A 15921-nucleotide genomic window follows, 5' to 3' on the forward strand; every position below is an offset into this window, starting at 1 on the left:
CAATGTCCGAGGACACAAATCAATCGTCATCTGGGCTTACGAGCCGTCTCGAACGCCTGCTTCCCGCGGTCGTCCGGCGGAGTTACGCCGTGAAGTTCATGCTCACACTGCTGGTCGTGGTCGCGTTGATCGGGGCAGTCGGCGTCTACATCCACTTCGACACACAGGACCGCGTGGCAGCGGACACCCAAGAAGAGATCACTGGCATCGCACAGGAGGAGGCAAGTAGTCTGGAATCGTGGGTTGCCAGCCGCAAATCCGATACGAACTTCCTTGCATCGTCGCTATCGGATCTGCAGGCCGATTCCGCATTGGAACGGACGCTCGAACAGCGACTGGTCGAACTCCCCGGCGACGTGAACCGACTCCATATCGTCGATACCGACCGCGGAACGGTCGTCGCAAGCACCCAGTCTCAGTTTTCGGGGGCCGATCTGTCAGCAGTCGATGCCCCGTGGGCGGCAACGATAGGCACCAACACACGGGGATCGACACAGGTTTCAAAGCCGTTCGACACTGGCGGAGAGCCGATGGTCGCGTTCAGCGCCCCTCTCTCGGAGACGCGGACGATCGTTCTGAGTACGTCCCTCGCGGAGCGCTCGAAAGATTTCAATCCGCCGATCGCGCTGGCAGACATCAAGGTCGTCAACGGCGACGGGACAATCGTCATGGACAACCGGAACGCCGATCTGTTGGCCGGATATCTGCCGGACGGGTCCGTCCCGACGATCATCGAGAACGCGCTCAGCGGTACGACCGGCTACACCAAAACGTCGGGCGCAACCGGCATGGCAGATAAAACCTACGTCACCGCCTACACGCCAGTCGTCGGGACAGACTGGGCGATGCTGGTTCATGTCCCTGCGAGTGATGCCTTCAGTCTCCAGACCCAGATCACGCAGAATCTCGCGATCCTCGTCGTCGTCGCACTGATCGGGCTGGCGGTCGTGGGCCTCACGATCGGCCGAAACACGGCCACCCAGCTTGAATCGCTCTCCGGGACAGCATCGGAACTCGCAGAAGGACGACTCGACGTGTCGATCCCTGAAACCGACCGGGTCGACGAACTCGGATCACTGGTCGACTCCTTTGCCGGACTGCACGCGTATCTGAACACCGTTTCGGCCCGTGCGGAGGCGCTTGCCGATCAGAACTTCGATGCCAAGGTCCTCGAAAAAGATGTCCCGGGAACGTTCGGGGAGACGCTCGACCGTATGGGCGAGGACCTCGAAGCGATGGTCACCGAGATCGAGACAGCCCGCGCCGAGGCAGAGTCAGCAAAACAGGAAGCCGAGGCACTCAACGACGCACTCGCGGAGAAAGCACGGGCATTCGGTGAGGTAATGGAGCACGCCGCCGACGGCGATCTGACCGTCCGCATGGACCCCGACAGCCCGAGCGAGGAGATGGAACGGATCGCCGAGTCGTTCAACGAGATGCTCGCCGACATCGAGCGGACGATCGGCCAGATCCAGTCCGTCGCCGAGACGGTCGATACCTCCAGCCAGGAGGTCACGGCCGGAACCAAGGAGATCGCCGACGCAAGTGGTGAGGTCAGCAATTCGATCCAAACCATTTCGGCCGGGCTTGACGAACAGGACGACAACGTCCAGGAGATCGCCCGGGAAATGAGTAGTCTCTCGGCGACCGTCGAGGAGGTCGCCTCCTCAGCCGAAGAGGTCGCACAGACCACGGAGGCCGCCGCCGAACAAGGCCAGCTCAGTAAAGACGCTGCCGACGACGCCATCGTGGAAATGGAGACGATCAAAGAGCAGTCACTCCGAACTGCAGACGAGATCGAGGCTCTGGAAACGGAGATGGACCGCATTGGCGAGGTCGTCGACATGATCGAGGACATCGCCGAACAGACCAACATGCTCGCATTGAACGCCAACATCGAGGCCGCCCGCGCCGGCCAAGAGGGCGGCGGGTTCGCGGTGGTCGCCGACGAGGTGAAACAACTGGCCGAAGAGGTCGGCGACGCGACGAGCACGGTCGGCGATCACATCGAGGAGGTCCAGGCGACGACCGAACAAGCGAGTCAGGACATGCGGAAGATGCGCGAACACGTCCTAGAGGGGACCGAAACGATCGAGGACGCATTACAGACCCTCGAGGATGTCGTCGCGGGTGTCGAACAAGCCAACACAGGCGTCCAGTCGATCGACGACGCGACCGACGAACAGGCCGCCTCGGCCGAAGAGGTCGCCGCCATGGCCGACCAGATCTCGGAGATCAGCCGGGAAACAAACGACGACGCAAACGAGGTCGCCGCGGCCGCCCAACAGCAGAGTGCTGCCGTCGAAAACATCACCCAAAACGTCTCGGATCTCGCCGATGAAGCCGATACCCTCCAAGAACTGGTCGACGAGTTCGTCGTCGAGAAGTGAATAGGACCGCCTCGCCATCAAACCCAGATGGAACGGGCATTCGACCCAGTACCATCGCACAGACCACACCCGCCGTCCAGGACTCGACATCAGGTGCCGGGACCGTTCGGATGTCTCAATCTCCGATGGTCACAGCGGCGACGGAGATGCCGCCCATCCCCGCCGAGCAGCACGCGCATCGACTTTCAGCGCCGTTTTAGGCCACCTCAATGGTGACGGGACACCGATGGCCCCACAGGACGGTTGTGTCGTCGTACCGACGATCCGCAACCCCGACTGTCTCCGGGAGTATGCCGCAAACGCCCGCGAGCACGGGTTCGACCTCGATCGGCTTCGTCACCGCTGGGAATCCCGCCGCCGCGACCGTGACCGGCGGGGACACGTACAACGTCTTCCTCCCCCAGAGTCCCACCCCGGCGGCCGGTCGGGTGGCACTGGTTCCGAAGGAGAATGCCCACGAACTGGACAACAGCGTCCGCCGGGCGTTGCGACTGTTGATGACTACCGGGATGGCCGAGGAAAAGTCCGACGTCGAACGGCTCGCCGCCGAGACTGACGTCGATCTGCCCGAAATCGGCGATCGGGATGGAGCAACCCAATCGTCCGAAAATTGATCCGTTAGCTGATATTGGGCTTATTGAGACGCTCATAATAACACAGTTCAGCAACTCTCGAAGAATCATATGTTTACTAGTAGGTAGCACTAAGTATAAATTTTATATAATAAAAATGGGAGTGAATTCGGTTGTGCTATCGACGTTAGTCCCCTTCACGAAGAATGTTGTAACGCCCGCGAAAATGCCGTCGTTGGAACGCCGAAACCGGCCGTTCAACGTGGTGACTGCGGCGACGCCGACTGGGTGATCGTGTCGATTCACGCCCTCAATACGGATCTCGACCACCCCCACCGCCGACTGCTCGACGCCCTGTAGGAAATGCCACGGTTTGTGGAATTCTCGACCTAGATCCGGCTACACTACCTGATTTCAACACGGTCTGTGCGCGCATGCAAAAACTGAAGATGCCGCTCTGGCGCGACCTGCTCCGGCTGTCGGCGCAACTGTACGAGACCGGCGAGATACAGGCGATAAACGTCACCTATGTGATATTCTCTCGGCCGTAAACAGAGAGATCAAAGATCCCTCAGGCAGTCGGGCGTAGCCCGACGACAGCGGGGCTTCCCACAAGGACGGTCTTGCGGGTTGGGGAACCTCGGGTTCGTCTCCCGTCGTGAAACAGGGAGTGCCACGCCCCCGTTATCGCTATCCTCCCAAGAGGACTCGGGAGTACCTCGGTTGTTTTCTGACGGTATCCACAGCGGCCGTACCGACGGGGATACCGTCGAGCGACCGAGTGAAACCTCCGATACTGTCTCATTACATTGGGCGGATTGACCGCCTCGGTTGGTATCACAAACAGCCTGTGCACGCGTAAATCTACCGATGACGGCGGTGACGAATTGCGGAGCGATTCGTTCGCACACCAGAAATCTACGATTTCTGGGGACGTCCTCAGAAACGCTCGCGTTTCTGATGGGCTGCACAAGAGCTTGCTCTTGTGAACGCTGTATCCTCGTCCTAAAGGACAGGGTTTTAGCGCCTGTTCCGCAGTGGGATAATCTGTGTCGCGGCGGGGTAATATCACGCCAAAGATACAAACGTTGCGTTTAGGTCAGTGAAAACGACTGTGTTGATCGGCTGCAAGACTAGTACGAGTCTAGTTATACATTGATAGATGAAATAACTGCACGAAATACAGATTGTGGCCAACTGCCCACACAAAATATAGATAGGTTAAATGTTCTGACCGCTGACAAAGACGACGGCTATCGTTACTTCGTCAGAAACGTTGAACTATCTCTTGTCACCTCTACAGGCGGAATTCACGCGTCGAAACAAGACCAATCATGATTGAAGCCGCACTAGTTATGGTACTTACAGTCATATGAGTGTAATGGGTGGGGGGATCGTCACGGGAAACCGCGTTCGAACTGCTTGATCGAGGGTCGCTCCCCCTCAATGGTAGCGATATATTCGAGTAGCCGCTTCCGAAGGTCGTCAGAGATGTCGCGGTACTCCGGACGGCCAGCAAGGTTAATGGTCTCGCCTGGATCCTGCCAGAGATCGTAGAGGTAGCGTTCGACGTAGACATCGCTCGATTGTTCGGCGTTCCCGCCGCGCCAACCAGTCGTCGTCGGCGCTGCCACAGCGTACTTCCAGCGATCGGTCCGGAGCGCACGGCCGACCTGCGATTCGCTAACCTGGATGAATGCCTCGCCGTCGGCGTCAGGCGTGTCATCATGTATGACTGGGAGTAGACTGTCACCGCGCATCACATCCGGTATATCGATTCCGGCAACGTCCAGCAGCGTTGGTGGGAGATCGACAAGGCTCCGAACACTCTGGACGTTGCAGCCGCTGTCGAAACCTGGTCCAGAGAGGACGAGCGGAACTCGGACTGCGGATTCGTGTGGCGTGCGCTTGTGCTCACCTGGCCGCGTTCGGAAGTGACACCCGTGATCCGAAGTGTACGCAAACAGTGTTCGGTCACGGACGCCCTTCGCAGAGAGAGCGTCGAGCAGGTCAGCAATCTGTTCGTCGATGCGTTCGACGATACCGTAGTAATCAGGTAACTCCTGGTTCCAGTCTCCAGGTCGATCCACGAGATCCTCGGGGATATACGGGTTTTTCGCGTGGCGTTCAGCGTACTCATTTGGCGCGGCGAACGTCCACATGTCGTTTTGGTCGTGTGGTTCGAGGTATCCGATCACGAGGAAAAACGGCTCCGACAGAGACTCGATCCCCTCGATCCCGAACTCGGTGAACGCGTCGACACGGTACTGGTCGAACGACACCGAATTGCCGTCTTCGTCGAACAACTCTCCCTCATATGGGCGAGTAGTGAACTCAGGAACATCGGCCGCGATCCAAAAATCATCGTATCCCCCCTGCTGTGCCGGCGGCACGGGATCGTCGAACGTGCTTGCAAGGTGCCAGTTTCCCACGTATCCGACATCATAGCCAGCAGCCGAAAACCGATCGGCAAGCGTCCGCTCGTCCTCCTCAAGCGGGATCGCACTCTGCCAGACACCCGTTTCGGTCGCGTACTTGCCTGTCTGCAAGACTGCTCGGAAGGGTCCACATAGCGGTTGTGGGGATATCGCTTGCTCAACGAGTGTCCCTTCACTCGCGAGACGGTCGAGCGTCGGTGTTAAGCCCATTGGGTTCCTGTAGGCCCCGAGCGTGTCCCACCGCTGTTGATCCGTCAGGACCACAACGACGTTCGGCGGCGTTCCATCGGCGTTCATACTCGCATCTGTACACGGACAAACTTGTATGTAGTCCTGCCTACCGGTACAGGCTACTCTGGATCGAGTCGGCAGTACTCCCAACGAGACTCGTAAAGTCGGCATCGGCGACCTTATCGGTCATTCGATCCGACGGCCCCGAAACGATAACCGCACCCAAGGGGTTACTTTCGAGGTCAGTGATCGGCGCAGCGACGCATCGCTGATCGGGACGGTATTCCCCCCGATCGACCGCGCGACGGTTGTTTCGAATGCGACGGAGTTCGTCACGGAGTTCTTCGGGATCCGTAATTGTGTTCTCCGTCAGTTCGGGAAGCCCGTGACGATCGAGAACCCGCTCACGTTCTTCCACGGACATGTGTGAGAGGATCGCCTTGCCTCCGGCGGTAGCCGTCAACGGGACGCTTGCCCCCTCCTGGATGTCGATATCCGGTGGTCCTTCGGCACTCACCCTAAGCACGTACACACCCTGTCCGTTCTCCGAGATCATCACGCTCGCAACCTCCCCAGTCGCGTCGGCCAGCTTTTCGACCGAGCGGTACGCCACCTCATAGATATCCAGATTCGAGCGAACACTTGTTCCGAGCCCCATGAATCGAAGGCTCAGTCGATACTGCTCACCCTCGTGAACGACGTAGTTCACTTTCTGGAGGGTCGAAAGATGCTTGTGAACGGTCCCTTTTGCCAGATCGAGATCTCTCGCGAGTTCGCTAACGCGGGCCTGTGACTGTCGTCCGAGCGCTTCGATAATCCGAAACGTCGTTACAGTCGTCTTGGCTGTCTGTCTATCGAACGTCGAGGCCTCGGGGATGGTTGAGTCTTCCATATGGCGTCTGTGTGGCTCCAGCAATATAGTCATTCATGATGTATGAACATGCTGGCCGGCGACGGACACCTAGCTGACCAGGGCGAGGAGAGGAGGTTCATGTCCTTGATTCCATGTCTCTGGAGTGGACGTGGCTCGAATGCTGTTCATATATCATACATTCAGAGGATGGGTGCCCGAACTCTCCCAAGCATACCGCCGTCAAAGCAGGTGGCTCGACTGCGACGATCCGTCCGGATCCGTTCGATTGACACGATCAATCGTCGGCGGTAGCCGGGATTGGTTCCGGTTTGTCTTCGAGAAACTCCAGCGGTGGGAGATAGGCCTCGTTGGACTCGATCAGTTCCTCGGTCATCTCGTGGAGTTCCTCGAGCGTGCAGGCTGCCGCCGAGAGCGGATCGAGCTTGACGGCTCTGTGGACTTTCGAGCGGTCGCCCTCCAGGGCGGCCTCGACGGCAAGTTCGTAGACGGCAGTGTGTTGCTGATTAAGTATCGCGATCTCAGGCGGCAACTCGCCGACTGAACACGGGTGGATCCCGGCTCCATCGGCGAAGACCGGGACTTCGACACACGCGTCGTTCGGCAGGTTCGCGATCGAATTTTCGTGGTTGGGGACGTTGAGATTGAACCGGCGTGAAGTATCGGTCTCCAGCGAATGAATCAATCGCGCCGCGTACTCTTCGGACCGCTCGACACCGACTTCATCGAGATCGACATTGAGTTCGGGACTGTCGCGGTCTTCGGATCGGTCGGTCCAGCCTTCGAGATACGTCGCTGTCGGCATTCGCTCGGCGTAGTCCGTCCCCGTCATCTCCTCGATGGTGTCTTGATCCGTCCGGAAATACGGGACATATTCACTCATGTGGTGGCTGGACTCAGTCGGGAACAGCCCGAAGTGATGCATCATCTCGAAGCGAACCGTGTCCTTGCGATAGGTTTCTTCGTTGTGATACGCTTCCCGGAGGTCCGGATAGATGGACTCGCCCTCGTGTTTCGCTTCGAGGAAATACGCCATGTGATTGATGCCCGCGACCCAGTAGTCGAGTTCGTCCTCGGGCACGTCGACGTACTCGGCGATCGCCTCGGCCGTATGTGGGACTGAGTGGCATAGTCCGACCACCTCGATGTTGGTCGCTTCGTAAACGGCCTTACAGACGATCGACATCGGGTTCGTGTAGTTCAGCAGGAGGGCGTCCGGACAAACTTCCTCCATGTCTCGAGCGATGTCGAGCACCGTCGGGATCGTCCGTAATCCGCGAAAAACGCCACCGGGCCCTGTCGTATCGCCGATAGCCTGCTTGATCCCGTACTGTTCCGGGATACGGATCTCGTTTTCGAACGGTTCGGTACCGCCCACGTTGATCATGTTGAGGACGTAATCCGCTCCGTCAATCGCGTCCCGCCGGTCAGTCGTCGCTTCGACTGTCGCGTCGAGCCCCTCGTTGTCGATCATCGCACCCGCGACTCGCTGTGTCTGTTCGAGCCGGTGTTGGTCGATGTCCATCAACCTGATCTCGCTGTCGGATAGTTCCTCGTAAGAGAGAATATCGCCGATCAGGTTGGTTGCGAACACCATACTACCGGCTCCGATAAACGCAATCGTTGGCATACCACCGATTCGGGAGCAATCACTAATAAATCTTCCCCAAAGTCTGGATTGACTGGAGTGGAGACAGCGCGGCTACTCGGGAGACAGTCGCATGAAAGCGACGTCGTGTGGTTCGACCGTCGCGTGTATCCGTCCGTCGGTCTCGAAGACCTCGTCGTTCCAAATGTCCCATGCAGTGTACGTTTCCGCATCGACCGGCATGTCGACCGTCTCGACAGTCGTTTCGATGTCAGTCGTCGATTCGCTGCGGTTGAATAGGATCACAGCGCACTCGTCGCCGGCCAGTCGTTTGCTCCAGATCTCCGTCTCATCGAGTACGCCGTCACGGGTACCCTGAATCCCCAGCGGATCCTGATCGATCGCGATCGCGTCCTCGTTGGTCAGTAGTTCGCGGGTTCGGTCGTCCATCTCCGCGAGATCGTTGCCGGCCATCAGCGGCGCGCCGAACAGACACCAGAAACTGAAGTGAGTCCGTTCCTCAGCTTCGGTCAGTCCGCGTTCGATAGCGACATCTTCCAGCTCGGACTGTCCGGAGTCGGGGCCGTTTCCGACTTGGAGCATATCGGGGTCGTTCCACCCGCCCGGACCGTGGGAAGATTCGATGGTTCGTTCCGCCATCCGGTCGATTATGTCTACAATCCCGAGGCCGAACTCGAACCGATTGGCGGACCACTTCGCGACGATATCAAACGTGGACCGCCAAAGATGGCCACCGACGTTTCGACCCCAGAGCCACGGTTCGTTCTCTCCCCACTCACAGATACTGTAGACGATATCGCGGTCGACTTCTGCGAGTGCTTTCCCCATCGCGCTATACCGTGCGATCGCATCCTTGCCCCGGTGGTCACCGCAGTTGTCGTACTTGAGATAGTCGACGCCCCAGTCGGCGAACTGCTGTGCGTGCAACCCCTCACGGCCGAGGCTCGCCGGGTAGTCCTGGCAGGTTCGCGTCCCTGCTGACGAGTAGATGCCGAACTTGAGCCCCCGATCGTGGATGTACTCGGCCAGTGGTTCGATACCACTGGGGAAGGTTTCCGGATGGGGTCGGAGTCGCCCGTCGTCGTCGAGCGTCTCGGCCATCCAGCAGTCGTCAACGACGAGATACTCGTAGCCGGCGTCCCGGAGACCGGTCTCGACAAGCTGATCCGCGGCAGTCCGGATGTCCTCTTCGGTGACGTCACAGCTAAATGAGTTCCAGGAGTTCCAGCCCATCGGCGGCGTCGTGGCTAGTCCCAGGCCTCCGTTCGCGAACATGCGTGTACCTGACCGGTCCAAGTATAAACATCTATCCATCAGATCCAGCTTGCCACAGTTGCAAATAATGGTAAAGGTATAAGTGGAAGCATATCAAGTACCCAGGTATGGGAGAACTCGAGATACAGAATCTCACGAAGGTGTTTCAGGATGACGGCGGTGATATCATTGCTGTCGATGACCTCGATATCGAGATCAAGGACGGGGAGTTGATCGTTCTGGTCGGTCCGTCAGGATGCGGAAAGTCGACGACGCTTCGTTGCGTTGGAGGCCTGGAGTCACCGACAGATGGCGATATCGTTCTCGATGGGACAGCAGTGACGGATCAGAAGCCCAAAAAGCGAGATATGGCGATGGTGTTCCAGAGCTACGCACTGTATCCTCATATGACCTCTCGCGAGAACATGGAGTTCGGGCTGAAGATGGCGACTGACCTGCCGAAAGACGAGATCCGCTCGCGAGTTGAGGACACGGCCGAGATGCTAGGCATCCCCGAACTGCTCGAAAAGAAGCCGGAGGAACTCTCCGGGGGGCAACAACAGCGCGTGGCACTGGGGCGGGCGATCGTTCGTGAACCCGAGGTGTTCCTGATGGACGAACCCCTTTCGAACCTGGACGCGAAACTCCGCACGGAGATGCGAACTGAACTCCAGAAACTTCAGCAGGACCTCGGAGTGACAACCCTGTACGTGACCCACGATCAGACCGAAGCGATGACCATGTCCGATCGGATCGTCGTGCTCAACGACGGCGAACTTCAGCAGATCGGGACGCCGCTCGAATGCTACCACGAACCCGAAAACAAGTTCGTGGCCGGCTTCATCGGATCCCCGAGCATGAACTTCTTCGATGTCGAACTGGACACGTCAGGTGACGGTCCCACTCTCGTCCACGAGGGCTTCAAATACGACCTCCAGGAAGAAGTGTATGCAGACATTAAGGGTCATGGCGAGCGATTCACACTCGGTATCCGGCCGGAGGACATCAAACTGGCCACTGCCGACGAACACAATGCAGTCACGACGACAGTCGAGGTGACCGAACCGCTCGGGGAGGTCACGTACGTCTACCTCGAAATTGCTGATCAACAGTATACGGCTACACTCGAGGGGGACATGGTTATCGAGACTGGGCGCACGCTAACAATCCGGTTCCCGAAGGATCGTATCCACGTCTTCGATGCAGAGACCGGTGAGGCGCTCCGGAATCGTTCCCGTCCTGACGACGAGGACATCGAATCGCTAACCGGCCTCCAAAGCGCCGATAGCGCCCAAGCCAGTGTTGAGTGAGGACTGTCATTTATTTTGTATATTACCCCTCCAATCTAGTGGCGCTTCGACGGTAATTCAGTCTAATTGTGCCGAGAAAATGACACTGAAAGAGTGACTAGCTTAGTAGTAGATGTCGGGTGGAAGTTCACCAAAGCGAAAAATTATAAATAGTTGGGGTTCTATGATCAGCGTAGAGGTTGACAATGTCTGATCCGAACACCAGCATTCACAGTAGACGGTCGCTCCTCAAACTGATGGGCGTCGGAGCCGCTGCGGGCCTTGCCGGCTGTGGGGGCGGCGACACTGAAACTGAAAATGAGACGGACGACAACACCGGTGGAGATACGGACGACAACACCGAGGAAAGCACCGATACCGAAGACGATACCGGTGGCGGTGGCAAAAAGGCGCTGCTATGGGAGTACGGCTTTCCGAATACGGAGGGCGCGAAACCGGTCTGGCGAAACGAATTCGAAGAGAACTACCGCGAGCGTGCAGGTCAGGGCATCAAGATCAGCCGATACGCGTACGAGGATCTCCGACAGAAGTTCCTCACGGGCGCAACGACCGGCGCGCCTGACGCGATCGAAGGGACGCTCAGTCACCTGTCGGAGTACATCGCTGCGGGTCACGTCGAACCGATCGGCGATTACGCCAAGTCACTCGAGCATTTTGATGGGTACATCGACAGCACTATCGATGCGATGACCCACAAGGGGAAACTATACGGGTTACCCTATGAAGGCAACGCCAGGGCGTCTTTCGTCCGGCAGGATATCCTCGATGAACTCGGTCAGGATATCCCGGAGTCGGCTGAGGCGTTCCACGAGATCGGCCGGATGGTCAACGACGAGTACGACGACGTCACTGGCTTCCACAACTGCACGAAAGACGGCAGCGTCCGAGCGTTCCAGGAGTGGATGACGCACGTCTACCAGCACACCGATCAACTGTACGTTCCTGACGGCGACAACTTCGCGCTCAACATTGATGCCGATGCGCTGGGGCAGGTTTTCGACAACTGGTACTACCAGATCTACGCGGCTGACAACCCCGTCGGCAATCCGGACGACCTGGGTACTGGCTGGCAGACGAACGATCCGGGCTACATCAACGGGAACTACGCGTTCATCGAGAGTGGCTCCTGGATGCGCAACTGGACGAGCGGTGAGAACATCCAAAACACTGACTCTGCCAAAGATATACTCAACAACAAGACCCAGATCGCCCATCCGCCACACGGTGAGGGTGCATCGAAGGGGACATTCCTCGAGGTCAAGCCAGTTATGGCCAACTCCCATTCCAGTCAGATCGAGAAGGCAAAGATGGCCGTCGCGGCCTACTCTTCTCCGGAGACGCTCAGCGAGGGGATGGCCCAAGACCCCGAAGCGTCGGGGAAGGCAATGACGCCGGTCCACGAGGATGTGGAATCGACGATCGAATCCGAAAACTGGGAACCACTTACCGACGTCTTCACGACCGGTCGGGCGCTCGCGAAGGCGACCTGGGGGCCGGTTCGTCAAGAGTTCTACACGCACATGCAGGAAGTCGCCTACGGGCGAACTGACCCATACAAGGCTGGCGAACAGTTCCACTCGGCTCTCAAGAACCTCGGAAGCGAAATATAACGTCTTTCACATGGCAACGCAGACAGAATCGAGATTTAGCCGATACAGGGAGGTGTTTTTGTCGTTTCTATCCGACACGTGGATCGGGTACGCTTTCGTTATTCCGGCGACGATCATCCTCGCTGTGATTATCGGCTACCCCACGCTTCGTGGGCTATACTTGGCGTTTTTTGAAGTATCGTTGCTTAACCCAGAGCAGATGAATTTCGTCGGTCTGGAGAACTTCGCCGCGTTAGCCAGTGATCCCATATTTAAGCAAGCGCTGTGGCATACAGTCTTGTTGACTGCGCTGGCTGTGTCTCTCCAGTACTTGTTGGGGCTTGGTCTCGCGCTGGCCCTGAAAGAGAAGGTCCCTGGAGCGGGGATATTCCGGAGTCTCTCGATGGTGACCTGGGTGATGCCGGTCATCGTGATGGTCATCATCTTCCGATTTATGGTCCAGAACGGGTTCGGCCCGATCAATATCCTCCTCGATTCTCTCGGGATGCCCACGACGTACTGGTTCGGCGAACCAGGTGTTGCGTTTCCGCTGATCATTGTGATGCACATCTGGCGGAACGTCCCGTTCTATGCGATTTCGTTGCTTGCAGCGATGCAATCTATCCCGAAAGAGCAATACGAGGCCGCACGTCTGGACAGTGCCGGGCCACTCCAACGGTTCCGGCACATTACGTTGCCCCAGATATCCTACGTGTCGATGATCATGATAGTTCTCCACGTCACGTTCACGTTCAAGAACTTCGACATCGTCTACCTCTCGACCGGCGGCGGCCCACTGGGGAATACAGAGGTGTTGGCGACGTACGTCTACAAGCAAGCCTTCGAACAATACGCTCTCGGCATGGGTGCTAGCATCGGGGTCGTCATGTTGATCCTCATGCTCGCATTCACCGTCATCTACGTGAAACTGGAGGAGGTCGACTAACATGGCAACTAACACTGACCCGGAGAGTCGAAACATTGCCCAACGCATCGACGCGTGGTTAGACGACGATATGTCGCCACGTCGTGCCCTCGTAGTGTATCTCGTGTTAGGGCTGTACTTTGCGTTCCTCCTGCTACCGGTCGTCTACATGGTCTTGGTCTCGTTCACCAGCCAGGAGTTCCTCTTCTCGTCAGAGTTACTCCCCTCGCTCGGCGATCTAACGTTGTACAATTACGAGGCAGTTCTCTCACGCGGAGATTTCCGAACGTACTTCGTGAACTCAATGATCGTCGCCACTTCGACGACGCTACTGGTGTTGACTGTCGGGATCTTGGCTGGGTACTCGATGAGTCGCTTCGAATATCCAGGACGCGGCGCGTTACTGTATGCGTTCCTCTCGACGCAGATGCTCCCGCTTGTTCTCATTCTGATCCCGTTCTATCTCCTGATGAACTCGTTGAATCTCGTCGATTCGCTATTCGGGATCATCATCGCACACGCTGTGATCGGTATCCCACTCGGTACGTGGTTGCTGAAGGGATACATCGACGATATCCCCGAGTCGCTTGACGAGGCCGCGAAGATGGACGGCTGTTCGCATCTGAGTATCCTCCGACGGGTTATCGTTCCACTGGCGATGCCGGGAATCGCCGTTTCAGGCTTTTACACGTTCATCCTGTCGTGGAACGATTACCTGCTGGTGTCGATGCTCTCCCAGACGGCCGCGACCCGGACGCTCCCGTTCGGGCTGCAGCTGTTCCAGGCACAGAACACTGTCGCGTGGAACCTGTTGATCGCCGCAGCGGTGATCACGATGGCCCCCGTGATTCTGCTGTTTGCCGTCGCCCAGCGATGGGTTGTCGAGGGGCTAGCCAGTGGCGGCATGAAGGGTAACTAACCCCCTTCGCATCTGGCAGAAACTCTTTTCGCACTGGCCTGAATTGCGTCGACACACGCGAGAAGATCGAAAATGGCGACATTGAAGGCGCAAGCTGGGGCGCACACGAGACGGGTTCTACGGGTACACGGTGGTTCTCGTGGTCGATACAGCGAGTGAATTGCCGGTCAGTATCTTGATTGACCGTTATCCGTCGAGAATGTCGACGATCGCATCGCAAGTCGTCTCGACGTTCCACTCGGTAGCGAAGGTCGCGAATACGGTCAGTAACTCGAGGCGCTGGTCGGACCGCCAACCCGTGAGCGATCGACGGCAGTTGCGACCGCGACCGCTCGAATGCGTCCATCTGCATCTGTTGGAAGGGAGAGAATTTTCCCGCTGGTACGTCGGTCCGTGGCGGGATCGACCCTTTCGATGGTTGCACGAGGGGGACGGCGTCGGTCGCGTTGTTAACCGCTCCACAACCGTCAGCTCAAATGGGGTTCGTTTTCGGCACCCTCGAGGATTTCGCGGACACCCTGGCGGATGGCCTCATCGCTGGAAACTGACGGTTCCCAGCCGAGCGCGGCGAGTTTCTCGATCGAGAGCCGCATTTTGGGCACGTCGCCCTCCCAGCCGCGGTCGCCGCCAGTGTACTCGTAGTCGGGGTCGACGCCCATCTCGTCGCTGACGATGTCGGCGATGCGATTGACTGAGGTCGTCGTGCGCGTGCCGAGGTTGTAGGTATTGACCGGCTGCTGGGCGTGTTCGACGACGTAGCACATGGCGTCGATGCAGTCCTCAAGGGTCATGTATGACTTCTCCTGGCGACCGTTGCCCCGGATGGTCAAGGTTTCGGGGTCCTGGTCGAGTTTGTAGATGAAGTCGGGGACGACGCCGGCTCCATAGCGTGGCCCGACGATGTTCGCGAAGCGGTAGTTCCAGACCGTAAAGTCGTGGCTGTGGGCGTACACCGACAGCAAGGCTTCCTCTGAGAGTTTGGCCGCGCCGTATTCGCTGATGGGTTCCAGCGGGGCGTAGTCCTCCGGTGTGGGCCGCGGTGCTTCCCCGTACACGGTCGACGAGGAGGTGAAGGCAATCGAATCGACATCTACCTCGTTCATCCGTTCGAGCAGGTTGTACGTCATTTCGCCGTTGGTTTCGAACTGCTCGCGGGGTTTGTCGGCGTTGACGTACTTGTCCGCGGCGAGATGAAAGACGACGTCCGTCTCGGCGTCGATCGCCTCGGTGACGACGCTCTCGTCGGCGAGATCGCCTTCGATGAACGTTGCGTCGTCCGGGACCGTTTCCCGGAGGCCGTTCGAGAGGTCGTCGACGACGACGACGTCGTTGTCCTCAACGAGTCGGTGGGCCAGTGCGGACCCGATCAGACCGGCACCACCAGTTACCAGAATTCGCTTGTCTGTCAACTCCATATTTATCTATGACACGTTCGCTATCAAAACAGTTCCGGTAACGTCGTCAGTCGACGTTCGTCATCGTGACTATGTACCGTCGTCGTCCAGGGGCCTGACTTCTACCGGATGTCGTATTGTGAGGAAAAACTTCGGTGACCGCGGCCTCCGCCGAGACAAGTGTGGACTAGGGTGGTGTGTATTGGGGGACAGGGGCTCGGCTTTGCCGACAGTCACGTGATGATAGTATATCTTTACTTTTGTATATTATAGTATAATAAATAAAATTGATATATCTTGCCGGCCGCCCGGCAGCTGTCTGTCTCTGCTCCCTTTTGGGTCGCTTTTAAACGGTGTCGGGCCTTTCGAGGGCGATCTCTGTACTCGAACCGGTGAAATATCGGGCGTTCTCGTCGAAT

Annotated in this window: 11 protein-coding genes; 6 read left to right on the plus strand and 5 right to left on the minus strand. The window is 57.8% G+C overall.

Annotated elements, in window-relative coordinates:
• Positions 1-2 precede the first annotated feature (2 nt).
• Positions 3-2390: a methyl-accepting chemotaxis protein gene (locus HZR20_RS03175; RefSeq protein WP_181685150.1), complete on the plus strand. Its 2388-nt coding sequence runs from the start codon at positions 3-5 to the stop codon at positions 2388-2390.
• A 290-nt stretch (positions 2391-2680) separates the two neighbouring features.
• The gene (locus tag HZR20_RS03180) at positions 2681-3004 is read left to right on the plus strand and encodes a hypothetical protein (RefSeq protein WP_181685151.1); all 324 of its coding nucleotides are present in this window, start codon (positions 2681-2683) and stop codon (positions 3002-3004) included.
• Between the two features lie 1355 nt (positions 3005-4359).
• Here the strand turns inward: HZR20_RS03180 and HZR20_RS03185 are convergent.
• The 4 genes from HZR20_RS03185 to HZR20_RS03200 all read right to left on the minus strand — a co-directional run bounded on the left by HZR20_RS03185 (position 4360) and on the right by HZR20_RS03200 (position 9386).
• Positions 4360-5697 carry a sulfatase-like hydrolase/transferase gene (locus tag HZR20_RS03185; RefSeq protein WP_181685152.1) on the minus strand — a complete coding sequence of 446 codons (1338 nt, stop codon included), beginning with the start codon at positions 5695-5697 and terminating at the stop codon, positions 4360-4362.
• 40 nt (positions 5698-5737) lie between these two features.
• On the minus strand, positions 5738-6523 hold the full coding sequence (locus HZR20_RS03190; protein ID WP_181685153.1) for an IclR family transcriptional regulator: 786 nt from the start codon (positions 6521-6523) through the stop codon (positions 5738-5740).
• A gap of 256 nt (positions 6524-6779) precedes the next feature.
• Positions 6780-8132: an alpha-galactosidase gene (gene melA / locus HZR20_RS03195; RefSeq protein WP_181685154.1), complete on the minus strand. Its 1353-nt coding sequence runs from the start codon at positions 8130-8132 to the stop codon at positions 6780-6782.
• A gap of 72 nt (positions 8133-8204) precedes the next feature.
• Positions 8205-9386: a glycoside hydrolase family 27 protein gene (locus tag HZR20_RS03200; protein WP_181685155.1), complete on the minus strand. Its 1182-nt coding sequence runs from the start codon at positions 9384-9386 to the stop codon at positions 8205-8207.
• 107 nt (positions 9387-9493) lie between these two features.
• Here HZR20_RS03200 and HZR20_RS03205 point away from each other — a divergent pair, with 107 nt between their 5' ends.
• The 4 genes from HZR20_RS03205 to HZR20_RS03220 all read left to right on the plus strand — a co-directional run bounded on the left by HZR20_RS03205 (position 9494) and on the right by HZR20_RS03220 (position 14108).
• Positions 9494-10675: an ABC transporter ATP-binding protein gene (locus HZR20_RS03205; protein WP_181685156.1), complete on the plus strand. Its 1182-nt coding sequence runs from the start codon at positions 9494-9496 to the stop codon at positions 10673-10675.
• 185 nt (positions 10676-10860) lie between these two features.
• Complete coding sequence (locus HZR20_RS03210) at positions 10861-12285, plus strand: ABC transporter substrate-binding protein (protein ID WP_181685157.1); 1425 nt, start codon at positions 10861-10863, stop codon at positions 12283-12285.
• Between the two features lie 199 nt (positions 12286-12484).
• The gene (locus tag HZR20_RS03215) at positions 12485-13210 is read left to right on the plus strand and encodes a carbohydrate ABC transporter permease (protein ID WP_220132632.1); all 726 of its coding nucleotides are present in this window, start codon (positions 12485-12487) and stop codon (positions 13208-13210) included.
• 1 nt (position 13211) lies between these two features.
• Entirely contained in the window at positions 13212-14108 is an 897-nt protein-coding gene (locus HZR20_RS03220; protein ID WP_220132633.1) for a carbohydrate ABC transporter permease, read from the plus strand.
• Positions 14109-14575: 467 nt separating this feature from the next.
• Here the strand turns inward: HZR20_RS03220 and HZR20_RS03225 are convergent, their stop codons facing one another.
• Positions 14576-15523: an NAD-dependent epimerase/dehydratase family protein gene (locus HZR20_RS03225; RefSeq protein ID WP_181685159.1), complete on the minus strand. Its 948-nt coding sequence runs from the start codon at positions 15521-15523 to the stop codon at positions 14576-14578.
• Between the last annotated feature and the right edge of the window lie 398 nt (positions 15524-15921).

This window comes from Halorhabdus salina (genome assembly GCF_013839425.1).
Taxonomy (GTDB): Archaea; Halobacteriota; Halobacteria; order Halobacteriales; family Haloarculaceae; genus Halorhabdus; species Halorhabdus salina.